Here is a 23,893-nt window from a genome sequence, read left to right as displayed (position 1 = left end):
TCCCGGTTCCGCAGTGCAATCTCTGACCGACTTCTTTCACCTCGGTGGCCAATCCCCCGAGTCGGCCCAACGATTGGGTCCGATGAGTGCCCCGTTGATCTGGACACCGCGTTTGCAGTTGCGCAGAGTGATCGAAAGGTGAACGAGGAAATGATTCCCCTGTCGTACGCGCAGCGCCGCATCTGGTTCATCACCCGCTTCGAGGGTCCTTCCTCGACGTACAACATCCCGCTGCTCCTGCGGTTCCACGGAGCGCTCGACACGGCCGCGTTACGCGCCGCGTTCCAGGACGTGATGGTCCGCCACGAGGTCCTGCGGACGGTCTTCGGCGAACGGGACGGCGAGCCGTTCCAGCGCATCCTCGACCCGGCCGAGGTCGAGCTGCCCTGGAAGGACTGGGGGCGGGTGGCTCCCGACCGGGTGCCCGGTGTGGTCTCCTCGGTCACGAGCGGCTGGTTCGACCTGGCGGCCGACGTACCGCTGCGGGGAAGCCTCGTCCAGAGCGGCGACGAAGAGTTCCTGCTGGTGCTGGTGATCCATCACATCGCCGGTGACGGTGCTTCGTTGGCGCCGCTGGCACGGGACGTGTCCGTCGCCTACCGCGCCCGGGTGGCCGGCCGTGAGCCGGAATGGACCGAACTGCCGGTGCAGTACGCGGACTACACGCTGTGGCAGCGGGAGGAACTGGGAGACCTGGCAGACCCGGAGAGCCTCCTGTCGGTCCAGGCGGCGTACTGGCGCGAGGAACTCGCCGGGGTGTCGAAGCCGATGCCGCTGCCCCTGGACCGGCCCCGGCCCGAGGCGGCGAGCCATCGGGGCGGATCGGTGGAGATCGGCCTCTCGACCAAGACCCGGACGCGGGTCGAGACAATGGCGCGCGCCCACGGCGCGACGGTGTCGATGGTGTTCCAGGCCGCGCTGACCGTGTTGCTGCACCGGATGGGCAGCGGCGACGACGTGACGGTCGGATCGCCGATCGCGGGCCGCACCGACGAGGCGCTCAACGATCTCGTGGGGTTCTTCGTCAACTCATGGGTCTTGCGCGTCCGGTTGTCCACGGAGTCGTCGTTCGAGCGGGTGCTGGAACAGGTACGGCAGAAGGCGCTCGCTGCGTACGAGAACCAGGACGTCCCGTTCGAGAGACTGCTGGAGCTGCTGCGACCGGAACGGTCGGCCGCGCACCACCCGCTGTTCCAGGTTGTGCTCGCGTGGCAGAACAACGTACCGCCGGAACCGGACATGCCGGGCCTGACGGTGTCGATGGAGCCCATCCCGACCGGCACCGCGAAGTTCGACCTGTTCTTCAACCTGGCGCCGGACGAGTCCGACGGCTCGGTGATGGGGGAGATCGAGTACGCCACCGACCTCTTCGACCGCTCGACCGTGGAGCAGATCGCGGCGCGGTTCGTGCGCGTGGTGGAACAGGTGGTCGCCGACCCCGGGATCACCGTCGGCGCCGTCGACGTGCCGGCCGTCGCCGAGCGGGAGCAAGGCACCACGGCCGCACTGCCGGAAGCGGCGGGCCGCCCGCTCGACGCGGACGAGCGTCACAGGATCCTCGTGGAGTGGAACGACACGGCCCGCGACTTCCCGTGCCCGGGCCCGCTTCATCTGTTGTTCGAGGAGCAGGTCCGGCTGCGGCCGGACGCGATCGCGGTGCGTTGGGCCGGCGGAACCATGACCTATGGCGAGCTGAACGAGCGGGCGAACCGGATCGCCTGGGACCTCAAGGAGCGCGGCGTCGGCCCCGAGACCGTGGTCGGCATCGGAGTCCGCCGCGGGCCGATCATGATCGCCGCCGTGTTCGGCGTGCTCAAGGCAGGCGGCGCCTACCTGCCCCTGGAACCGTCGTTGCCGGTCGATCGCGTCGCCGGCATGCTCGCCGACACCGGGGCCCATCTCGTCCTGTCCACCTCGGACACCGAACCCCTGGCTCTCCCGGCCGGTGTCGAACTCGTCGAGGTGGCCGGTGAGCAGGAGCCGCCGCTTTCCGTCACCGCGGGCAACCCGGAGCCGGCCGCCGGGCCGGACAACACCGCGTACGTCGTCTTCACCTCCGGCAGCACCGGAAAGCCCAAGGGCGTCGTGGTCACCCATCGCCCCGTGCACAACCTGCTCAACTGGTGCTACCGCACCTTCGACTTCGGCCCCGACGACGTGGCCCTGTGCGTCACTTCGCTCGGCTTCGACCTGTCGGTCTTCGACATCTTCGGTCTCCTGGGCTGCGGTGGTGGGCTGTACGTCGCCGACGAGACCGAGCAGCGCGATCCCGAACTGCTGCTCGACCTGCTGCTCACCGAGCCGATCACCTTCTGGGACTCGGTGCCGACCACCCTCAACCAGCTTCCTCCCCTGCTGTCCCAGAAGGACGAGTGGGAGGGAACCCACCAACTACGCCTGGTGTTCCTCTCCGGCGACTACACACCGCTGCCCCTGCCGGACGAGGTCCGCAGGGTGTTCCGGAACGCGGAGATCATCAGCCTCGGTGGCGCGACCGAGGCGACGGTGTGGTCGAACTACTTCCGGGTCCGCGAGATCGACCCGGACTGGCGCAGCATTCCGTACGGCCGGCCCATCGACAACGCGCGCTACTACATCCTCGACGAGGACATGGAGCCGTGCCCGGTCGGTGTCGAGGGCGATCTGTACATCGGCGGGGACTGCTTGTGCGTCGGCTACGCCAACCGTCCGGACCTGACCGCGGAGCGTTTCGTCCGTGATCCGTTCAGCGGGCGGGACGGTGACCGGCTCTACCGGACCGGTGACCGGGCCGGCTTCTTCCCGGACGGCACCATCTGCTTCCTCGGTCGTGCGGACAACCAGGTGAAGCTCCGTGGGTTCCGCATCGAGCCCGGCGAGATCGAGCACACCCTGGTCCGCCATCCGGCCGTTCGTCAGGCCATCGTCACCGCCCGGGAGGACCAGCCGGGTGACCTGCGTCTGGTCGCCTACGTCGTCGCCGACCCCGGCGCACTGGACTCCGCGGGCGGGGCGGAGGAGCAGGTCGGGGAGTGGCAGGAGGTCTACGACCAGGCGTATTCCACCGACGCCGAGCAGGAGCTCGGCGAGGACTTCGTCGGCTGGAACAGTTCCTACACCGGTGAGCCGATCCCGCTGGAGGAGATGCGTGCCTGGCGGGACGCGGCGGTGGACCGTGTCTTGTGCTGGTCGCCGAAGCGTGTCCTCGAACTCGGTGTCGGCTCCGGTCTCCTGCTCGCCCACATCGCCGGCCAGGTGGAGGAGTACTGGGCCACGGACTTCTCCTCGCAGGTGATCGAGCGGCTGCGGGACCAGGTGACGCGGGCCGGTCTGGCGGACCGGGTTGAGCTGCGGTGCCAGGCCGCCGACGATCTCTCGGGCCTTCCGCGCGGTCAGTTCGACACCGTGCTCCTCAACTCGGTCGTTCAGTACTTCCCGAACGAGCGGTATCTGGAGCAGGTTCTGGACGGGGTCTGGGAACTGCTCGCGCCGGGTGGCCGGATCGTGCTCGGGGACATCCGGCGCGCTGCGTCCCTGCGGATCCTGCAGACGGGTGTTCAGCGGGTGAAGCACGCGGAGGCGAACCCGGCTGTGCTGCGCAGTGCGGTGGAGCAGGCCGTGCTCCTGGAGAAGGAACTCGTCGTCGACCCCGACTGGTTCCTCCGCTGGGCCGACCGTGCCGGAGGAGCCGCAGTCGATGTCCGGGTCAAGGACGGCAGCGCCCACAACGAGCTGACCCGGCACCGCTACGAGGTGGTGCTGCACAAGCCGGGCAGCGCCGAACCGCTGTCCCTGGACGCCGTCCCCACCGTGGCGTGGGACGGAGACCTCGACCGCCTGGCCGATCAGGTGGGCAGCCGGGCCGAAGCAGTCGTACGGATCACCGGTGTCCCGAACGCGCGCCTGTCCGACGAGGTCGCGGCGGCACGTGAACTGGCCCTGGGGGAGCCCGGCACGACGGCGGCACCGCCGCTCGACCCGTCCGCGATCCCCGCGTGGGCCGAGCAGCGCGGGTGGGACGCGGTCGTCACGCTGTCGGCGGACGCGGTCGACCAGGTCGACGTGCTTGTCTTCCGAGACGCCCCGGTGGCGGGCCGGATCCTGACCGGGGCGTATCTGCCCGGTCGAGAGGACCGGGTGCCGGTCAACGACCCCGTGGTCGCGAGCGGTATCACCGCGCTGCTGCCCACGCTGCGCGCGTACCTGCGGGAGACCCTGCCCGAGTACATGGTGCCGGCCGCGATCGTGCCGATCGGCAGCGTCCCGCTGACGGACAACGGCAAGCCGGACCGGCGCGCGCTGCCCGTGCCGGACTACTCGGCCGGCAGCGGCGGCCGGGCCCCGTCCACGCCCGAGGAGGAGTCGCTGTGCGCGCTCTTCGCCGCGGTGCTCGGACTCGACCGGGTCGGCGTCGACGACAACTTCTTCACCGTCGGCGGGCATTCGCTGCTGGCGACCAAGCTGGTCAGCCGTATTCGTGCCGTGCACGGTGTGGAGATCCCGATCCGGGTCGTCTTCCAGGCGCCCACGGTCGCCGAGCTGGCGGACCATCTGACGACCGCGAGTACCGGCCGACCGCCACTGGTCCCTCAGGTCAGGCCGGAGCGGCTGCCGGTCTCCTTCGCGCAGCAGCGGCTGTGGTTCATCCACCGGGTCGAGGGGCCGTCGGCGACGTACAACGTCTCGCTGGCGCTGCGGATGCGCGGTGACCTCGACACGGTTGCCCTTCGCGGAGCCCTGCGCGATGTCGTGGTGCGGCACGAGTCGTTGCGCACCGTCTTCGGTGAGGATGCCGGGCAGCCGTACCAGCAGGTCCTCCCGCCGACCGCGATCCAGGTGCCCTGGGAGGAACGCGCGGTCGCGGAGGCCGAACTCCCCGACGTTCTGCGGGAGTCGGCCCGCCTGCCGTTCGACCTGGCGACCGAGATCCCGATCCGTGCGTGGTTGTTCCGGATCAGCGAGCTGGAGTCGGTGTTCCTGATCGGTGCGCACCACATCGCGGCGGACGGCTGGTCGGCCCGCCCGTTGGCGAAGGACCTCATCACCGCCTACGCGTCCCGTCGCGACGGCCGGACGCCGGAGTGGGAGCCGCTCCCGGTGCAGTACGCGGACTACACCCTGTGGCAGCGGAACCTGTTGGGGGACAGCGACACCCCGGACAGCCTCTACCGGCGTCAGCTGGACTACTGGACGAACCATCTGGCCGGCCTGCCGGAGGCCATCGAGCTGCCTGCCGACCGGTCGCGGCCCGCGGTGGCGTCCTTCGAGGGCGACGTGGTTCCGATCGAACTCGACGAGGGGCTGACCGAGGGCATCCGGAGGGTGGCCCGGGAGACCGGCGCCACCGTGTCGATGGTGCTGCAGGCGGGGCTCGCGGCGCTGTTCACCAGGCTGGGCGTGGGTACGGACGTGCCGATCGGTTCGCCGATCGCGGGCCGCACCGACGAGGCGCTCAACGGACTGGTGGGCTTCTTCGTCAACACCTGGGTGCTCCGGGCGGACACCTTCGGCGACCCCGGCTTCGTCGAACTCGTCCGCCGGGTCCGGGAGATGAGCCTCGCCGCCTACGACCACCAGGACATTCCGTTCGAGCACCTGGTCGAGGTGTTGAACCCGGTGCGCTCGACCGCGCACCACTCGCTCTTCCAGGTGCTCCTGGTGCTGCAGAACAACGCGGCAGCGGAGTTCACCCTGCCGGGCCTGAGCGTGACCGAGGAGCTGTTCAGCCCGGGTGTCGCGCATTTCGACCTGTCCATCAACCTCGGCGAACAGGACGACGACGGAGCGCGGGCCCGGATCGAGGGCTTCGCCGAGTACGCGACCGAGCTGTTCGACGCGGGCACGATCACCACGATGCTGGACCGCTGGGTCCACTTCCTGCGCCAGGTGGTGGCCGCTCCGGACACGCCCATCGGGTCGGTGGACATCCTCGCGGGCACTGAGCGCGCGACGCTGGACCGGTGGGGTGGGCAGGGCCGGGACGCCGGGTTCGAGGCCGGCACCGTTCACCAGCGGTTCGCCGCCACGGCCGCCGCGACACCGGACGCGATCGCGCTGGTCTCCGCGGACGGCACGCAGAGGTGGACGTATGCCGAGCTGGACCGCTGGTCCAACCGCATCGCGCACCATCTCCGCGCGAAGGGAGCCCGGCCGCACAGCCGCGTGGCGCTGGTGCTCGACCGGTCACCCCTGCTGGTCGCGGCGATCCTCGGGGTGCTGAAGACGGGCGCCGCCTACGTGCCGGTCGACCCCACCTATCCGCCCGAGCGCATCGAGTTCATGCTCGCCGACCTCGCTCCGGCCGTCACCGTGGACGAGGGACTCGCCGACGAGGACCTCGACAAGTACCCGGACTCGCCGCTGGACATCGGCGTCGGGGAGCACAGCACCGCGTACGTGATGTACACCTCCGGCTCCACCGGCCAGCCCAAGGGCGTCGAGGTGACCCACCGGAACGTGGTCGACCTCGCGCTCGACGACTGCTGGGCGGACGGGACGTACCGCCGTGTCCTGATCCACTCGGCGCACACGTTCGACGCGGCCACCTATGAGCTGTGGGTGCCGCTGCTCAACGGTGGCACCGCTGTGGTCGCGGCCGCCGGCCGGCTGGACACGGCGGTGCTGGCCGCCGTGATCGCGGAGCGCGGAATCACCGACGTGTGCCTGACCACGGGCCTGTTCACCGTCATGGTGGAGCAGCATCCGGAGTGCTTCGCGGGCGTGTCCGAGGTGTGGGCGGGCGGTGAGGTCATGCCGCCCTCCGCGGTCCGCCAGGTCCTCGACGCCTGCCCCGCCCTCACCGTGGTGAACGGGTACGGCCCGACGGAGACCACGGCGTTCGCCGCCCGGTACCGGCTGGCCTCGGTCGACGACTGCACCGACCCGGTGCCGATCGGTGGCCCCATGCAGGGCACCGTGCTGCATGTCCTGGACGAGCGCCTGCAGCCCGTGCCGCCCGGCGTGGTCGGGGAGCTGTACATCGCGGGCGCCGGCGTGGCGCGCGGGTACGCGGGCCGCCCGGGCCTGACCGGCGGCCGGTTCGTCGCCGACCCGTTCGGGTCGCCCGGGGCGCGCATGTACCGCACCGGCGACCTGGTGCGCTGGAGCTCCGCCGGGCACCTGGAATACGTCGGCCGGGTGGACGACCAGATCAAGATCCAGGGTTTCCGCGTGGAGCCGGGCGAGGTCGAGGCGGCACTGCGCAGGCGCGAGGGCGTGGCCCAGGCCGTCGTGGTCAGCCGCGAGGACCGACTCGGCGAACGGCACCTCGTCGCCTATGTGGTGCCCGACGCGTCGGGTTCGTCCGACGACGAGGCCGACCAGCAGGTCGGGGAGTGGCGCGAGATCTACGACTCCGTGTACGGCACCACCGAGGTGGACCTGGCCGGAGTCGGCGACGACTTCACCGGGTGGAACAGCTCCTACACCGGACAGGCCATCCCGCTGCCCGAGATGCGGGCCTGGCGCGATGCCATGGTGGGGCGGGTGCGCGCCCTGCGCCCGCAGCGAGTGCTGGAGATCGGCATCGGCTCGGGCCTGCTGCTGGGACCGCTCGCACCGGAGGTGACGGAGTACTGGGGCACCGACTTCTCCGCCCCCGTCATCGAGCGGCTGCGCGCCCAGGTCCGCGCCGACCGGCGGCTGGCGAACAAGGTGACCCTGCGCTGCCGGCCCGCCGACGAGGCGGGCGACCTGCCCACGGCGCACTTCGACACGGTGATCCTCAACTCGATCGTCTCGTACTTCCCGGACGCCGACTACCTCACCCGGGTGCTCGACATCGCGCTGACCAGGCTGGCCCCGGGCGGGCGGATCGTCGTGGGTGACGTCCGCAACTACCGCACCCAGAAGGGGTTCACCGCGGCCGTCCACCGGTCGCGGCACCCGGACGACCGGGCCGCCGCCGTGCAGGCCGCGGTGTCCCGCGCGCTCGTGGACGAGAAGGAACTGGTCATCGATCCGGAGTACTTCACCCAGTGGGCCGACGCGCATCCGGACGTGGTCGCCACCGACATCCGCCTCAAGCAGGGCAGCCACCACAACGAGCTGACCCGCCACCGCTACGAGATCGTGCTGCACAAGGGACCGAACCGGGCCCTGGACCTCGCGGACCTTCCGGTGGCGACCTGGGGAGGCGACGTCCACCAGCTGTCCGACGTGGCCACCGCGCTCGCGCGGCACGGCCGGGTCCGCCTCACCCATGTGCCGAACGCCAGGCTGGCCACCGAGGCCGGTGAGTGGGGCGGTCCGATCGACGACCGGGGCACGCTCGACCCGGCCGAACTGGAGGCGTGGGGCACCGCACAGGGGCTCGCGGTGTACTGCACCTGGTCGCCGGAGTCGGCGGAGCACTTCGAGGCGGTCCTGCTGCCCGACGTCGACGCCCGTGTCCACGACGGTGTGTACCGGCCCGCGCCGACGCCGTCCGGGCGGCTCGTCAACACGCCCGCGGTCTCCGGCCGTGCGTCCCGGCTGCCGTCGCAGTTGCGCGACGAACTGACCCGCGAACTGCCCGCGTTCATGGTGCCGAGCGAGATCATGCTGCTCGACCGGCTGCCGCTCACCAAGAACGGGAAGGTGGACCGCGCCGCACTGCCCGACCCCGACCCGACCGGCGGTGAGTACCGCGCCCCGCGCACACCGCGCGAGGAAGCACTGGCCGGCTTGTTCGCCGAGGTGCTGGGCCTGGACCGGATCGGCATCGACGACGACTTCTTCGCCTGCGGCGGCCACTCGCTGCGGCTGACCCGCCTGGTCTGGCAGATCCACGAGAAGCTGGGCATGGAGGTCCCGATCCGCACGGTGTTCCAGTACCCCACGGTGGCCGAACTGGCGGAACAGCTGTCCGCGGACGCGGAGGTGACCTTCGAGGACCCGTTCGCCGCCCTTCTGCCGATCCGCACCGAGGGGCAGAAGCCCCCGCTGTGGTGGCTGCACCCCGGTGGCGGCCTGAGCTGGCCCTACCTCAGCTTCGGCCGGCACATCGACCGGTCCTGGCCGCTCTACGGCATCCAGGCGCGCGGCTTCGACGGGGTCACGCCGCGGGCGACCTCCATCGAGGACATGGTCGACGACTACGTGAACCAGGTGCAGGACGTCCAGCCGAGCGGCCCGTACCACCTGCTCGGCTGGTCCTTCGGCGGCACCCTCGCCCACGCGATGGCCGCGGAACTGCAGCGCCGCGGAGAGGAGGTGGCGCTGCTCGCGCTGCTGGACTCGGCACCCGCCAGCCACTTCGCCGACCTCGAACTCCTCGACGAGGACATGGTGCGCATGTTCCTCGTCAACTACATGGGTCACCTCAAGGGCATGGAGGAGTACGAGTTCCTGGTCAGCACCGCTTCGGAGATCTTCATCGAGCACCTGGAGCAGATGCGGCGCTACACCTCGCCCCGGTACCGCGGCGACGTCGTCTTCTTCAACGCGCTCCTCGACCCGGAGACCCACGACAAGCGCCATCTGGACGCGGAGATGGACGTGCTGTGGCACGAGTACGTCGACGGTCACGTGCGGCGCTACGACGTCGCCTGCGCCCACAACGAGATGTACTGGCCACGTAACGCGGCCGAGATCAGCCGTGTCATCAACCGCGTGCTCCGGGAGGCCATGAACGGATAGCCCGAGCGGGACGACATTCCGACAGTGATCCGGCAATTACCGAAAGGAACACAGTAGATGACTGCGAACCAGAACCCGGCCCGCGAGACGGCAGCGGACGCGGCGGGAGCGGCAGCACTGTTGGAGATCGGCGACCGGATCGGGGTGCTGCCCCACATCGACAAGGGCCAGCGGGTCGACGTCGAGCAACTGGTGTCGGCGACCGGGCTGCCGAGGCAGGGCGTGGCGAACTACCTGGAGGCCCTGACCTCGGCGGCGCTGATCGTCGAGTCGGACGGGACGTACCAGGTGGCGGCGGACTTCGAGCAGATCCTGTACGAGTCCGGCTACCTGTCCTGGGCGCTCAACGCGAACCGGCCGTTCGTGGAGAACGCGGTGGAGTTCCTCACCGACAGCGTGACCGCCGGCAAGCGGCACAGCCGCGACGGCCGGCAGGTCGCCGTGAGCTCGCAGTGGATGGGCTCGTTCGGCTTCTATCCCGTGGCACTGCAGACCATCCTCGACGCCCGTCCCACCCATGTGGCCGACCTCGGCGCGGGCACCGCCCGGCTGCTCATCGAGATCATGCTGACCCTGAAGGACACCACGACCGTGGCGCTCGACCTGGATGCCGAGGCGTGCCGGGAGGCGCAACTGGCGGCCGAGCGAGCGGGCGTGGCCGACCGGATCACCGTGTACGAGCGGTCGATCCAGTCGGTGGCCACCGACCCGACGCCGGTGAAAGACGCCGACGTGGTGCACGCCGGGTTCGTCTTCCACGACATGATGCCCGAGGAGGAGGACATCGCCGACCGGACCCTGGCCAGCTGCCGGGACGCGCTGCGGCCGGGCGGCATGATGGCGCTCACGGAGGCCGTGCCGTACGTGCCCGACCCGAGGGAGCGCCGGTTCAGCGCGATCGTGACGTACTACCACCAGCAGTTCATGCGCCGGCGGCTGCTCAACGAGCAGGAGTGGACCGAAAAGCTGCTGGCGGCGGGCTTCTCGGACGTCCGGTGTCTGCCGCACCGGTTCCCGACGGGCCGACTGTTCATCGCGAAGAAACACTGATCACCGCGAAGAAGCATTCCCGTGGGGCAGGCGGACTTGTACTTCCCGCACCGGCTCGGGCCGGAGTCGTTGCGGCGGCGAGTCGAACCCCACCGTCCCCGCGAGGTGGGTGTTGAGAGCGGCGATCACGTCGGCAGGGCGTGCGGCCACCACGACGTGGTCGGGGCCGGCGACCCAACGCTGGCTGAACCCCCGGCGTAGCGCCTCGTAGCGGGGGTCGCCCGGACCGGCCTCGGTCGGTCCGACGGGCGGTCCCTTGATCGACACGAGCGGTCTTCGTACCCTCGCCCGACGGGCCATGACGAACTTCCGACTCTTGAAGTCGACGTACGGGTCGTTTGAAGGAGATCGACGACGACTTCGCGCGAGCCGAAGGGCGTGGCTACTCCGACGTGGCACAGTGGCGGGCAGCCCACGAGGAGTTCTTCCGGAGCACCGGCGTGATCCAGTTCCTGGGCCGCACCCCTGTGGTCGAGCTCGATGGGGTGGAGCGCTGAATCGGCCTGGCGGCCAAGTGGGCCAGGGCCCCCGTCCTGGTCCACAGGTTGCGCAAACACGGAGAGGGCGCCCACCGGGCAGCTGCTCCGGTCGGGCGCCCTCCGTCGGGCTTCTAGAAGAAGCCCAGCCTCTTCGGTGAGTACGACACCAGGAGGTTCTTCGTCTGCTGGTAGTGCTCCAGCATCATCTTGTGCGTCTCGCGGCCGATACCGGACTGCTTGTAACCGCCGAACGCCGCGTGCGCGGGGTAGGCGTGGTAGCAGTTCGTCCAGACCCGGCCCGCCTGGATCGCGCGGCCCGCGCGGTACGCGGTGTTGATGTCCCGGGTCCACACGCCCGCGCCGAGGCCGTACAGCGTGTCGTTCGCGATCTTGATGGCGTCGTCGAAGTCGTCGAACGAGGCGACCGAGACGACCGGCCCGAAGATCTCCTCCTGGAAGATCCGCATACGGTTGTCGCCCTCGAAGATGGTCGGCTGGACGTAGTATCCGCCCTTCAACTCACCGTCGTATTCCACCCGTTCGCCGCCGGTGAGGACCTTGGCGCCCTCCTGCCGGCCGATGTCCAGGTAGGAGAGGATCTTCTCCAGCTGGTCGTTGGAGGCCTGGGCGCCGATCATCGTGTCGGTGTCGAGAGGGTGACCCGGCTTGATCTGCCGAGTGCGGGCCACGGCCGCCTCCAGGAACTCCGCGTAGTTGCCGCGCTGGACGAGCGCCCGCGAGGGACAGGTGCACACCTCGCCCTGGTTGAGCGCGAACATGGTGAAGCCTTCGAGCGCCTTGTCCCGGAAGTCGTCGTCGTGGGCCCACACGTCGTCGAAGAAGATGTTCGGGGACTTGCCGCCGAGCTCCAGCGTGACCGGCTTGATGTTCTCCGAGGCGTACTGCATGATCAGCCGCCCGGTCGTGGTCTCCCCGGTGAACGCCACCTTCGCCACCCGCGGGCTGGACGCCAGCGGCTTGCCCGCCTCCACACCGAAGCCGTTGACGATGTTGACCACGCCCGGCGGCAGCAGGTCGGCGATCAGGCTCATCCAGTAGTGGATGGACGCCGGGGTCTGCTCGGCCGGCTTGAGGACGACCGCGTTGCCCGCGGCCAGCGCCGGCGCGAGCTTCCAGGTCGCCATCAGGATCGGGAAGTTCCACGGGATGATCTGCGCGACCACACCGAGCGGCTCGTGGAAGTGGTACGCCACCGTGTCGTCGTCGATCTCGCCCAGCGAGCCCTCCTGCGCCCGGATGACGCCCGCGAAGTAGCGGAAGTGGTCGATGGCGAGCGGGATGTCGGCCGCCAGCGTCTCGCGCACCGGCTTGCCGTTCTCCCAGCTCTCGGCCACCGCGAGGGGTTCGAGGTAGGCCTCCATGCGGTCGGCGATCTTCAGCAGAATGTCGGCGCGCTCCGTCACCGACGTACGACCCCACCCGGGCGCGGCCTCGTGCGCCGCGTCCAGCGCCCGCTCGACGTCCTCCGCGGTGCCGCGCGCGATCTCGGTGAACGGCTGCCCGTTGACCGGCGACGGATTCTCGAAGTACTGCCCGCGCATCGGCGGCACGTACGCTCCGCCGATGAAGTGGTCGTAGCGCGCCTGGTAGGAGACGATCGCGCCCTCGGTGCCGGGCGCCGCGTAACGGGTCATGCTGGTCTGCCTCCCGGTGAAGCGCTGCCCGCCGTTGGGCAGCTCGCGGCGCGAGGCTAGGCGGGCGGACGTTGCAAGTACGTTGCGCCGCCGATCGGCGGCGGTGGCCGGTGAGTCGGTACGGCCAGCTCGGCCTCCAACGCCGCCAGCCTGGCCCGCACCGGCGCCGACGGCCGTACCGCCGCGAGCGCCCGCCACACCTCCAGGTCGTCCTCACCCCACGGGGCGTGCGCCCAGTCGGCGAGCAGATCGGGGTCGCTGTGGGTGATCAGGGCCGCCCGCAGACCGTCTGCGAGACGGCGCCGGAGCCGCACCACCGCCGGGGCCTGTGAACCCGGCAGCAGCGGGCCTGCGTACGCCTCCACCGCGGATGTCAGCGCACCCGTCTCCAGCCGACGCTCCACCACGCCGGCGTCGGACTCGACCGCCGCCGTCAGCCGGTACGGCCGTGAGGCGAGCAGTCCAGGTCCCAACAGCCTTCTCAGCCGGGCCAGTTCGGCACGCAGTGTCACCGGGGTCACCGACTCGTCCGCATACAGCGCACACAGCAGCTCGTCGCCGGTCAGTCCCTCGGGACGGCGGCCGAGGAGGACCAGGATCTCGCTGTGCCGGCGGCTGAGCCTGATCCGGTGGCCGTCCAGCCGGAGCTCGGCCTCGTCACGGCCCAGCACGCTCAGCATCGCGGCGTCCTCGGCACGCCGGGGCGGGGTGAGCAACGCGAGCTGGGACTCGGCGGCTCGCGCCACCGCCTGCACGAAGCCCAGACTGTGCGGATGCGCCAGCCCGTCGCCGCCGGTGATGTCGACGGCGCCGAGGACCCGGCCGGTGTGCGGATCGTGCACCGGCGCCGCTGCACACGTCCACGGCTGCACCCGCCGTATGAAGTGCTCCGCCGCGAACACCTGCACCGGCCGGTCCAGGGCGACCGCGGTACCCGGCGCGTTGGTGCCGACGGCCGTCTCCGACCAGCGCGCCCCGGGCACGAAGTTCATCCGGTCCGCCAGGCGCCGGGTCGCCGGATGCCCCTCGACCCACAGCAGCCTTCCGTGTGCGTCGCACACCGCCAGCAGATGCTCGCCGTCGGCGGCGAACGTGCCCATCAGCTCCCTGACCAGCGGCATCACCCGGGCCAGCGGGTGCTCGGCCCGGTAGGCGCCGAGGTCGCCGTCGGTCAGCTCCACGCTCGCCGTGCCGTCCGGCCCCACACCGGCTCGCGCGCTGCGCCGCCAGGACTCGGCCACCACGGTGCGCACCGGGCGCGGCACCGTGCCGGCCGTCGTGAACGTGTCGTGCGCCCGGCGCAGAGCCCGGACTCGCTCGGCGGGGTCGGCACCCGGCTCCAGGGCCACCCACGGATCGGTCAACTTGCCCTCCCCGGACGGTGAAACGGCTGGGACCATCGTCACGCGCCGTGTTCGTGCGGACAACCTGTTCGACGTCCGCCTAGGCGAAATTGACCAGTCTGATGTAGCGGACCCAGTCCCAGTACGGTCCCGGATCGGTGTGATCGGTGCCCGGCACCTGGTAGTGGCCGATGATGTGCTCCCTGTCCCTGGGGATGTCGTACCTGGCGCAGATGGCTGCCGTCAGCTGCGCGGACTGCTCGTAGAGGGCGTCGGTGAAGAAGGCGGGCTGGTCCACCCAGCCCTCGTGCTCGATGCCGATGCTGCGGGTGTTGTAGTCCCAGTTGCCCGCGTGCCAGGCGATGTCGGCCTCGTGCACGCACTGCGCGATGTGCCCGTCGGCCGAGCGGACCACATAGTGCGTGGACACCTTCTTCTGCGGGTTCTGGAAGATGGCCAGCGTGTCCATGTACGTCTCCTGCGTGACATGGATGATCACACGGTCGATGGTGTAGTCGTCGGGGCGGTCGGACGAGGTGTAGTTACCGGTGGTCGCCGGCTGCCACTCGGCCGGAGGGTAGTCGACGGCTCCCTCCGCACCGGCGCGGGCGTCGGGGAGCAGCGAGTAGGGGACGGCGGCGAGAGCCGCGCCTTTCAGGATCCGTCGCCTGCTGAGCTGCGGTCCGGGCCGGTTCGTGTCCATCGTCGGCTGCCTTTCAGGAACGGGTGTGGGGGGCGTCACATGCTTGTGCGACTGATGGGGTGTCAGCGGCCGAGCGTCCGCGCCGTCTCCCGCAGCCGCGCGTGCATGCCGCGGTAGGTCTCCCGCGCGGGCAACCACTCCTTGCGGAGCTTGGCCACGCACGTGTAGTTGGTGTCGCACACGTTGGCCAACGGCGATTCGACCGCCTGGGTTGCGTACTGGTACGCGTCCAGCTCACTGAAGCCGTAGTCGCGCACCAGCCACTGCACCAGGTCAAGCTGCGATATCCGGAACGCGTCCTCCAGCGGGCGCGCCGATCCGGTCGAGATGAGATGCGTGTCCGATTCCAGCCGGGGCCAGGGCGTGGCGACGTCCTTGAGGAGGTCGACGATCACCACGGTGTTCATCGCGCACTCCACGGCGACCCCGCAGGTCTCGCCCTCGCCCTGCCGCGCGTGTCCGTCACCGAGACTGAGCAGGGCGCCCTCGACATTGACCCCCAGATAGCAGGTGACGCCGGCCCGCATCTCGGGCGTGTCCATGTTCCCGCCGTGCGCGTCCGGGACCAGGGCCGAACGTACCTCCAGATTGGCGGGGGCCACCCCCACCGTGCCGTGCATCGGGTCGAGGGGCAGCTCCAGTTCGAGGTCGCTGTCCTGTGCGCGGAAGAGGGCGGTGCGCCGGGTGCGGTCCAGCTGCCAGATCCAGACCCGCTCCGGCAACGGCGGCTGCAGCGTGGCCGTGGCGTGCGTCGAGGTGAGCGCGCCGAAGAGAGGGACCGTGGTCGAAGCGGCCCAGTCCCGGGCCGGCTCGACGGACACGAAGTGGACGGCCACGGTGTCGCCGGGCTCGGCGCCCTCGATGTGGAAGGGCCCGGTCTGCGGATTCAGGAAGGGAAACTCGCAGACCTCGGAGACGAGGTCCTTCTCGGACCGCACCCGGCCGGCGAAGCAGTCCTCGGTGTAGAGGTCGAGAACCGTTCCGGGCTCGATCCGGGCCATCGGGGGAGCACCGCCGAACGTCCAGGCGTACTCGTCCGGTTCCGGGCGCACGGTCAGGATGCGGGGGTCGGGCATCGTGGCGTCGTTCCTTTCGGTGCGGCGGTCATGAGGTGAGAATCGGTCCCCGTCGGCCTCCCGGTGGGGCGGCTCGCCGGAACGGTCAGTGAGGCACTGCTCCGTCCTGCCGGTGTCCGGCCGTGTCGGGTTCCTCGGCGTGCACCCGAGCGGTCTCGGCTATTCGCTCGGGGTGACGCCGTATCAGCACCAGCAGCACCACCCCGCCGGTCGCCATCCAGACGCCGACGACCGGACCCGCGTACGAGACCGGCGCCGAGAGCTCGGTCACGAAGTCGAACACCGGGATCCCGGCGGCCGTCAGCAGTGCAGGGACGAACGCGGCGATGCCCAGCAGTGGGAAGAGCAGATGCCTCACCGGCTTGAGCGCCTCGCGGCCCCCTCGCAGAAAGTAACCCGCACAGGCGAGGTTCACGACGATGTAGACGCCGACGACGACCGTGACGATCACCGTGGCGAGGAGCAGGAACGCGGTCACCGGGTCGTAGGCGAGGCCGAGCCCCAGTAGGGCGCCGACCGCGACGACGGTCTGCACCGCGATACCCACCACGGGGGAGCGATGCCGGGGATGGAGCGTGGCGAGCACATGGGGCAGGACGCGGATGCGGGCCAGGGCGAAGGCCGTACGGGTCGAGACGTTGGCGCACGCGTTGGCGTTGGCGATCGTCGAGTTGACCACCGCCAGGAACACCAGCACCCAGAACAGGCCGAACGAGGCCCGGGCCACGCCCTCCCAGGAGGCGGTCCCCGACGTGCCGAACCTCGCGAGGCGGTCCGGGCCGAAGTAGACGGTCATGGCGTAGGTCGTGACCACGTAGAACAGCCCGATGCCGAGGGCCGCTCCGAGGACCGCGCGGTGCATGGTCCGGCCCGGGTCGCGCGTCTCCTCCGCGAGCGGCGCCGCAGCCTCGAACCCGGCGAACGCGAGGACCGTGTACACGGACCCGGCGAAGACTCCGCTGATCCCGGAGTACCCGTCCGCGGTGTGTGACGTGCCGAAGACCGAGAGGGTGTTGGCGTCGCCCGCCCTGCCGACCAGCCAGACCGCGAACACCAGGAAGACCAGGATTTCGAAGATCCCGAGGACGGTGCCGAAGCGGGCCGAGGCGCGGACACCGAGGTAGCCGGCGACGGCGATCACGGCGGCGCCCGCCAGCGACCACGGCCACCACATGTCCGCCGGATACGAGGGCCACTCCTCGTGCAGCGTTCCCGCTGTGGTGAAGCCCAGCTGCAGGAGGAGCAGCGGCGGGACCAGCGTCTCCACGAACACGTAACCCCAGCCGACGAGGAACCCGACGGCAGGGTGCAGCCCGCGCGCCGCGTAGGTGGCCACCGAACCGGCCGCGGGCAGCTCCCGTGCCAGCTCGGCCACGCAGGACGCGGTGAACAGGCAGGCCACCAGGGCGATCAGCACGGCCAGCGGCAGACTGCCGCCGGCGAAGGCGGCGCCCGCGGGGATCGAGGCGGCCACGGCGGCGGCCGGCGCCATCGCCGTGATGCTCTGGAACAGGACCTCGCGCAGCCCGATGGCGTCCCGCCGCAGCGTCCCGGTCGTCTCCGCGTGCATGTCTCCCCCGATCCGTGTCAGCCGGCTGTCACTCGACGCGTGTGCATCCCCTCGTCACGCGAGCGCTCCGCCGGACAGGCAGTGCGGCTGCGCCTCGCGTGAATCACGGTACGGCGCGGGGGAGTTGGGCAGAAGGGTGCGCCGCGGTTCCGTGGACAACCGGCGGACTGTGGACAACTCAGCCACCCGATCGAGTGAGACCTGGCCGTCACCTGAGCGTTCGGGCCCACCCGGCAGCGAGCCGTCAGGGCCGTTCGGCCACCGCCGCCGGATCGTCGAGAGCGGCCCGGACGACCGAGTGGGCGGCGCCGAGGAGCGGGCCCTCGGACCCCAGTCCGGACACCGACACTGGGCAGGCCGGTCCCGCCGTACGGCCCGTCAACTCGGCCTCCAGCGACGGCAGGAGCCAGGGGGAGAGGCCGGCGAGGGCCCCGCCGAGGACGACCGTCTCGGGGTCGAGCAGATTGACCGCCCCGGTCAGGGCGATGCCGAGCGCCGTGCCGGCATCGTGCAGCGCCCGCCGTACGGCCTCGTCGCCCTCCTCCGCTCGTCCCGCGAGCAGGCCGACCAGGTCCTCCTTCGGCTCCAGCCCGGCCGCGCGCAGCACCGCCTCCTCGCCGGCGTACTGCTCCAGGCACCCACGCCCCCCGCACGGGCAGGCGGGTCCGTCAGGGCGGACGGGCACATGACCCAGCTCGCCCGCGAACCCCCGTGTGCCGCGCAGCAGTTGCCCGTCCACGACGACCGCGGCGCCGATGCCGATCTCGGCCGACACATGCAGGAAGTCGCGTGGGGTGCCGGCGCCGAGCCACAACTCGGCCAGGGCACCGAAGTTGGCCTCGTTGTCCACGGTCACGGGCAGGCCGCCGGGCAGCAGCGGGCCGAGGTCCGTGTCGTTCCAGTCGAGGTTCGGGGCGCGTACGACCGTGCGGCCGTCCCGCGCCACCAGTCCGGGTACGGCGACCGCGAGACCGGCGGGCCACAGCCCCTCCCGTTCCGCCTCGGCCACGACGCGGCGGACCAGCGCCGTCAGCTCCTCGATCACCGGTCCCGGGGCGCGGCCCCGGTTCGCGCCGTGCCGCACGGCCCGGGCGCGGACCGCGCCGCGCAGGTCGACCGCGCACACCGCGAGGTGGTCGACGCCGATCTCGGCCCCGATGCCGGCGGGACCGTGCCCGCTCACCGCGAGCGCGGATCCGGGGCGGCCCACCCGGCCCGGCCGTTCCGGGCCCAGTTCCTCCAGCAGCCCCCAGCGGATCAGCTCGTCCACGAGGGTCGACACCGCCGCTCGCGTCAGGCCGATGTGCGAGGCGACCGCGGCCCGCGACAGCGGGCCCTCCGCGCTGACGGCGTGCATCACCCGGGCGAGGTTGCGCCGGCGCATGCCCTGCTGGGTGTCCGGCAGAGAGCGTCCGGTACCGGGCGGAAGGCCCTCGTGCGGCGATGCGGTCATGCCCTGGTCAATCCTCGGTGTCTGCGGCCGGGCTCAGCTCGGGTGCGGGGGCTGGGCTCAGCGGGATTCCGGCCCCCGCTCCAGCAGTGGGGCCGCGTCGGAGAGTACCCCGCTGATCCGGGCCAGCGTCGCCTCGTCCCGCTCCACCGCGTCCAGCACCGGGCCCGCGGCCGTGTTCCAGCGGCGGGCCACCGCGCCCGGGTCCTCGCCGGTGAGCAGGCCCGCGGCCTGCGCCGCGGCTCCGAGGGCGACCAGCTCCCTGGCCTCCGGGATCTGGACCGGCCGCCCCGACAGCCGCCGTACCGTCTGCTGCCAGGCCCTGCCCCGGGCTCCGCCGCCGATCAGCAGCAGCGGGGTGGTGCGGTCCGCGTCCTGGTCGAGGACCAGGTCGAGCGCGCCGAGCAGCGCGTGCACCGCGCCGTCGTAGGCCGCCTGCAGCAGCTGGCCTGCGGTGGTGTCGTGCCGCAGTCCGTGCAGCAGGCCGGAGGCGTTCGGCAGGTTCGGAGTGCGCTCGCCGTCCAGGTACGGCAGCAGGGTGACGGAGGTGCCGGGCTCGATGGCCTCCCGGTCCAGGCCCAGCAGCGCGGCGACGCGGTCCACGGCGAGGGTGCAGTTCAGGGTGCAGGCCAGGGGCAGCCAGTCCGCGTGCGCGTCCGCGAAGCCCGCCACCGTGCCCGTCGGATCGGCGGGGCGGTGCTTGGAGACGGCGTACACGGTGCCCGACGTGCCGAGGCTCAGCACCGGCGTGCCCGGCCGCAGGCCGAGACCCAGCGCCGCGGCCGCGTTGTCCCCGGTGCCCGGCGCCACCAGGGTGCCCTTGGAGAACGGCAGGTCGTGGTGCTCGCGTACGGTGCCTGCGACCTCGCCGGTCCGCACCACCCGGGGCAGCAGCGCCGGGTCGAGGCCCACGTGCGCCAGCGTCTCCTCGTCGTACGCCTCCGTCCCGGACGCCCACCAGCCGGTGCCGGAGGCGTCGCCGCGGTCCGTCGTGCCCTGTCCGGTCATGCGCTCGGTGAGGTAGTCGTGGGGGAGCCGCACCGCCCTGGTGGCACGGACCGCCTCCGGCTCGTGCTCGGCCAGCCACGCCCACTTCGTGACCGTGAACGACGCTCCGGGCACGCTGCCGGTGCGCTCCGCCCAGCCCTTCGGGCCGCCCAGCTCCTCGACGAGCCTGCGGGCCTGCGGCGCCGAGCGGACGTCGTTCCAGAGCAGTGCCGGACGTACCGGCTCGCCCCGCTCGTCCAGGGTGACCAGGCCGTGCTGCTGGCCGCCGACGGACACCGCGGCCGCCTCGTGCGCGGGCTCACCGCACTGGCGCAGAGCCTCGCACAGGGCGTCCCACCACTGGCGTGGATCACTCTCCCGGCCCGCACCGGAGGACACGGTGTGCGGCGCCTGGCCGCTCGCCACGACCTCCCCGGTGGCCGCGTCGACGACCAGCGCCTTCGTGGACTGGGTGGATGTGTCCACGCCGACGACGAGCGGTCCCTCGGCTGCTGACATCGGGTTCTCCTCTTCCGCGGCTGCGCGGGATGTGCTGTGAGCTGGCAAGACTTCTGTCAACGACATCGGTCGACGGCGCGGGTCAACGACATTCGTCGAAGACTCCTTGTCGTCGAAGACACACCTTGTCTCTTCCCAGAGGTGCGTCGGCATACTAATTTGTAAACGGCCATGACGAAATAGTCGTACGCAGCAAGGAGTCGCGGCATGAGCTACCAGCCCACCCCCGAGGACAGGTTCACCTTCGGCCTGTGGACCGTCGGCTGGCAGGGAAGGGACCCGTTCGGCGACGCCACCCGCCGCGCCCTCGACCCGGTCGAGACGGTGCAGCGGCTGGCCGAGCTCGGCGCTCACGGGGTGACCTTCCATGACGACGACCTGATCCCCTTCGGGGCCACGGACACCGAGCGCGAGTCGCACATCAAGCGCTTCCGCCAGGCCCTGGACGCGACCGGCATGACCGTCCCGATGGCCACCACGAACCTCTTCACGCACCCCGTCTTCAAGGACGGCGCCTTCACCGCCAACGACCGCGACGTCCGCCGCTACGCGCTGCGCAAGACGATCCGGAACATCGATCTCGCCGTCGAGCTGGGCGCCAGGACGTATGTCGCCTGGGGCGGCCGTGAGGGCGCCGAGTCCGGCGCCGCCAAGGATGTGCGCACGGCCCTCGACCGGATGAAGGAGGCGTTCGACCTCCTGGGTGAGTACGTCACCTCCCAGGGCTACGACATCCGCTTCGCCATCGAGCCCAAGCCGAACGAGCCGCGCGGCGACATCCTGCTGCCCACCGTCGGTCACGCGCTGGCCTTCATCGAGCGCCTGGAGCGCCCCGAGCTGTACGGCGTCAACCCCGAGGTGGGTCACGAGCAGATGGCCGGGCTCAACTTCCCGCACGGCATCGCGCAGGCCCTGTGGGCCGGGAAGCTCTTCCACATCGACCTCAACGGGCAGTCCGGCATCAAGTACGACCAGGACCTGCGGTTCGGCGCCGGCGACCTGCGTGCCGCCTTCTGGCTCGTGGACCTCCTGGAGAGCGCCGGTTACGAAGGGCCCCGCCACTTCGACTTCAAGCCGCCGCGGACCGAGGACCTCGACGGCGTGTGGGCGTCGGCGGCCGGCTGTATGCGCAACTACCTCATCCTGAAGGAGCGGTCGGCCGCCTTCCGCGCCGACCCGGAGGTCCGGGACGCGCTGCGTGCCTCCCGCCTGGATCAGCTGGCCCAGCCGACCGCCGCGGACGGCCTGCAGGCCCTGCTCGCCGACCGCACGGCCTTCGAGGACTTCGACGCGGAGGCGGCCGCCGCGCGCGGTATGGCCTTCGAACAGCTCGACCAGCTGGCCATGGACCACCTGCTGGGCGCACGGGGCTGAGTGCGCACGCGCGCGTGGGGGGCCGTTTCCGAGCGGCCCGCACGCGCGCGTGCTCGTCGAATTCGGTGGCTCCGACGGGGGCTGACCGCCCTCAGGGCGATGCGGCGGAATCGTGCGGTCCGCGACATGAGCCGGTATCAGCTTCCGTGCGCGGGTGGCCTCATGACCGGGCGGTGGCGACTCTGGACGGTATGTCCCTGCCGTCTGTACCTCCCGTCCCGCCCGGACCGCCGGGCGGCACCCCGCCTCCGCCCGGCGGTTTCGGGCCGCCGCAGGGCGGTTTCGGACCGCCCCCTCCGGGTGAGCCGGACCGTTCATGGCCTCCCGAGCCTTCGCGGCGGGGCCGCGGCCCGTTGTTCGCCGTCCTGGCCCTCCTCGTGGCCGCCGCGGCCGTCCTCGTCGTGGTGCTGATGGCCTCCGGGAAGCACGGCTCGGGGGACGAGAAGGCGCCGAAGGAGAGCGGCACGAGCACAAGCCGCTCTCCCCGGCCCTCCTTCAGCCTTCCCACCGAGCTGCCCAGCCGGCTGCCTTCGCGGCTGCCGACCGAGCTCCCGTCAGGTTTCCCGAGCACACTGCCGAGCGACCTGGAGTCGATCCTGCCCTCGCTCTCCGACGAACTGCCGTGAAAGCGCCTCTCACAGGCCTTCGGGCAGCCGGACGTAGGTCAGGGTCGTCTTGATCCCGCTGTCGACGAGGCGGCCCTGGGCGTCGAACGCGCCCGCTCCGTCGGTCATCCCGAAGTCGTTGTCGTTGATGAGCGCGAGCGTGTCGTGGCCCACGCGCGCGATGCCCTCGATCTTCCCCGGCACACCGCTCACCTTGCCCAGGTCGACGACGAGCCGCTTGCTCAGCACCGGCACGCCGGCCGCGGCCGGGTCGTCCAGCTGCTCCAGCGACGGAGACGTCGTGTCGTCGTCCCAGGGGCCGCCGAGGATGTCGGCCTTCTGCCCCAGCCTGACCAACTGCAGCCGGGCCGCCTTGTCGGTCCGCTCCTCCACCAGCAGACGGTCGCCGCCGACGGCCACCACCGAGGAGATCTTCAGCTCGGAGGTGTCGTCCTCGCTGGGGTCGACGACGTTCACCGGGTCGAAGCGGTAGGCGTACTCCGCGGTGACGGCCTGCTTCCGCGGTGAGAAACGCAGCAGGCGCGTCGTGCGCGAGGCCTCCCCGGCGGCCGTGTCGGGCAGCGAGAGCGGGCTCTGCAGGGCTATCACCAGGTCGCCACAGGGCAGCTGCTCCAGCCCCTCGAAACCGCGGTTGATCTTCCGGTGCAGCAGGACGGACGGCAGCGCCTCCACCACCGGGTAGTCGGCGCCGGTCAGGTTCAGTCCCTTGGGTACGTAACGAGTGAGCACCTGCCCGCGTGCGGAGACGTGGATGAGCGAGGGGCCGTACTCGTCCACGAGCCAGAAGGACCCGTCCCCGGCCCGCACGATGCCCTCGGTGTCCAGACCGTTCGGGTTGTACGACAGCGGGGACGTGGCGTCGTAGGTGTACGGCGCCTCGTCGCGGCTCTTCTGGTCGGGCAGCCCGGTGACGGCCTTCCCCGAGGACGTGGTGATCGGGATCGCGTCGATCACCTCGATGTCGTCCCCGGAGACCCGGATCTTCACGATAGCGGGGTCGAATCCCGGCACCGGGAACGTCCGGCGCTTCTTGCCGTCCACCTTGATCTGACCGTTGGGGCCGCGGTCGGTCACGGTCCAGTACTCGCCCTTGCGGCCGGCCGGGTAAATGTCGCTGCCGATGCCCCCGAGGTCCACTCCGTGGTCGTCGTCCACGCTGCCGGGGAGCAGCGCGTTGCTGAACGCACCGAGCGGGATCTCCCCGAGGGTCGCCGTGCGGATGGCACGGGCGTCCCCGGACGGCGCCGCCGTGGCCGTCCCCGCGGCCACGAGGGCGGCGGCCAGGGCCAGAGGCAGGCCCGTGGTGACGGATCGGTGGACACGGCGCCGGCCGGTGGCGTGCGGGGACATCTGGCCTCCTGGGGGCAAGTTCGTTGACTGCGGCCAGATTTGGCCCCCAGGAGGAACGTCGCACGACCTCGGGGTGAACAAGTGGCGTCCACCACGGGTCGCCATCGCTACGGA

General features: G+C 71.1%; 14 protein-coding genes. 5 read left to right on the top strand and 9 right to left on the bottom strand.

All coding sequences use genetic code 11. From position 1 onward, the window contains the following. The first annotated feature begins 150 nt into the window (after positions 1–150). Together ACIRVH_RS22360 and ACIRVH_RS22355 are read left to right on the top strand one after the other, a co-directional pair. On the top strand, positions 151–9,597 hold the full coding sequence (locus ACIRVH_RS22360) for an amino acid adenylation domain-containing protein (RefSeq protein ID WP_403955932.1): 9,447 nt from the start codon (positions 151–153) through the stop codon (positions 9,595–9,597). A 57-nt stretch (positions 9,598–9,654) separates the two neighbouring features. Further along, positions 9,655–10,647 (top strand): class I SAM-dependent methyltransferase, encoded by a 993-nt coding sequence (locus tag ACIRVH_RS22355; protein ID WP_403955930.1) that lies wholly within the window; start codon positions 9,655–9,657, stop codon positions 10,645–10,647. Here ACIRVH_RS22355 and ACIRVH_RS22350 read toward each other — a convergent pair whose 3' ends face one another. Continuing rightward, complete coding sequence (locus tag ACIRVH_RS22350; protein WP_403955929.1) at positions 10,648–10,914, bottom strand: hypothetical protein; 267 nt, start codon at positions 10,912–10,914, stop codon at positions 10,648–10,650. It lies immediately after the preceding gene. Between the two features lie 71 nt (positions 10,915–10,985). Between ACIRVH_RS22350 and ACIRVH_RS22345 the strand changes: the two genes are divergently transcribed. Next, complete coding sequence (locus ACIRVH_RS22345; protein WP_403955927.1) at positions 10,986–11,144, top strand: hypothetical protein; 159 nt, start codon at positions 10,986–10,988, stop codon at positions 11,142–11,144. A gap of 113 nt (positions 11,145–11,257) precedes the next feature. Here the strand turns inward: ACIRVH_RS22345 and adh are convergent, their stop codons facing one another. From adh to xylB, 7 genes are all read right to left on the bottom strand, one after another. Then, positions 11,258–12,781 carry an aldehyde dehydrogenase gene (adh, locus tag ACIRVH_RS22340; RefSeq protein WP_403955925.1) on the bottom strand — a complete coding sequence of 508 codons (1,524 nt, stop codon included), beginning with the start codon at positions 12,779–12,781 and terminating at the stop codon, positions 11,258–11,260. A 56-nt stretch (positions 12,782–12,837) separates the two neighbouring features. Then, a complete protein-coding gene (locus ACIRVH_RS22335) occupies positions 12,838–14,145 on the bottom strand; it encodes a GAF domain-containing protein (protein ID WP_403955923.1) in 1,308 nt (435 codons plus the stop codon). Positions 14,146–14,224: 79 nt separating this feature from the next. Next, positions 14,225–14,827: an N-acetylmuramoyl-L-alanine amidase gene (locus ACIRVH_RS22330; RefSeq protein WP_403955921.1), complete on the bottom strand. Its 603-nt coding sequence runs from the start codon at positions 14,825–14,827 to the stop codon at positions 14,225–14,227. A gap of 62 nt (positions 14,828–14,889) precedes the next feature. Then, on the bottom strand, positions 14,890–15,903 hold the full coding sequence (locus ACIRVH_RS22325; protein ID WP_403955919.1) for an acetamidase/formamidase family protein: 1,014 nt from the start codon (positions 15,901–15,903) through the stop codon (positions 14,890–14,892). 85 nt (positions 15,904–15,988) lie between these two features. Beyond that, positions 15,989–17,473, bottom strand: a complete 1,485-nt coding sequence (locus tag ACIRVH_RS22320) for an APC family permease (protein WP_403955917.1) — start codon at positions 17,471–17,473, stop codon at positions 15,989–15,991. A 244-nt stretch (positions 17,474–17,717) separates the two neighbouring features. Further along, positions 17,718–18,926 carry an ROK family protein gene (locus ACIRVH_RS22315; RefSeq protein ID WP_403955915.1) on the bottom strand — a complete coding sequence of 403 codons (1,209 nt, stop codon included), beginning with the start codon at positions 18,924–18,926 and terminating at the stop codon, positions 17,718–17,720. 57 nt (positions 18,927–18,983) lie between these two features. After that, positions 18,984–20,429: a xylulokinase gene (gene xylB, locus ACIRVH_RS22310; RefSeq protein WP_403955914.1), complete on the bottom strand. Its 1,446-nt coding sequence runs from the start codon at positions 20,427–20,429 to the stop codon at positions 18,984–18,986. 207 nt (positions 20,430–20,636) lie between these two features. Between xylB and xylA the strand changes: the two genes are divergently transcribed. Then, on the top strand, positions 20,637–21,803 hold the full coding sequence (xylA, locus tag ACIRVH_RS22305) for a xylose isomerase (protein ID WP_403955912.1): 1,167 nt from the start codon (positions 20,637–20,639) through the stop codon (positions 21,801–21,803). A gap of 353 nt (positions 21,804–22,156) precedes the next feature. Further along, positions 22,157–22,429 carry a hypothetical protein gene (locus ACIRVH_RS22300; protein WP_403955910.1) on the top strand — a complete coding sequence of 91 codons (273 nt, stop codon included), beginning with the start codon at positions 22,157–22,159 and terminating at the stop codon, positions 22,427–22,429. Positions 22,430–22,438: 9 nt separating this feature from the next. On the opposite strand, the gene ACIRVH_RS22295 is transcribed toward ACIRVH_RS22300, so the two are convergent. Continuing rightward, entirely contained in the window at positions 22,439–23,779 is a 1,341-nt protein-coding gene (locus tag ACIRVH_RS22295) for an esterase-like activity of phytase family protein (RefSeq protein ID WP_403955908.1), read from the bottom strand. Positions 23,780–23,893: the final 114 nt, after the last annotated feature.

The sequence above is a fragment of the Streptomyces sp. NPDC101165 genome, assembly GCF_044768135.1.
Taxonomy (GTDB): Bacteria; Actinomycetota; Actinomycetes; order Streptomycetales; family Streptomycetaceae; genus Streptomyces.
This window is presented reverse-complemented; position numbering and strand designations above follow the sequence as displayed.

Bases quoted from the DNA above. Each gene is read 5' to 3' on its own strand.
- adh (WP_403955925.1), bottom strand. From the start codon at position 12,781: ATGACCCGTTACGCGGCGCCCGGCACCGAGGGCGCGATCGTCTCCTAC.
- ACIRVH_RS22325 (WP_403955919.1), bottom strand. From the start codon at position 15,903: ATGCCCGACCCCCGCATCCTGACCGTGCGCCCGGAACCGGACGAGTAC.
- xylA (WP_403955912.1), top strand. From the start codon at position 20,637: ATGAGCTACCAGCCCACCCCCGAGGACAGGTTCACCTTCGGCCTGTGG.
- xylB (WP_403955914.1), bottom strand. From the start codon at position 20,429: ATGTCAGCAGCCGAGGGACCGCTCGTCGTCGGCGTGGACACATCCACC.
- ACIRVH_RS22330 (WP_403955921.1), bottom strand. From the start codon at position 14,827: ATGGACACGAACCGGCCCGGACCGCAGCTCAGCAGGCGACGGATCCTG.
- ACIRVH_RS22355 (WP_403955930.1), top strand. From the start codon at position 9,655: ATGACTGCGAACCAGAACCCGGCCCGCGAGACGGCAGCGGACGCGGCG.
- ACIRVH_RS22295 (WP_403955908.1), bottom strand. From the start codon at position 23,779: ATGTCCCCGCACGCCACCGGCCGGCGCCGTGTCCACCGATCCGTCACC.
- ACIRVH_RS22360 (WP_403955932.1), top strand. From the start codon at position 151: ATGATTCCCCTGTCGTACGCGCAGCGCCGCATCTGGTTCATCACCCGC.
- ACIRVH_RS22315 (WP_403955915.1), bottom strand. From the start codon at position 18,926: ATGACCGCATCGCCGCACGAGGGCCTTCCGCCCGGTACCGGACGCTCT.
- ACIRVH_RS22320 (WP_403955917.1), bottom strand. From the start codon at position 17,473: ATGCACGCGGAGACGACCGGGACGCTGCGGCGGGACGCCATCGGGCTG.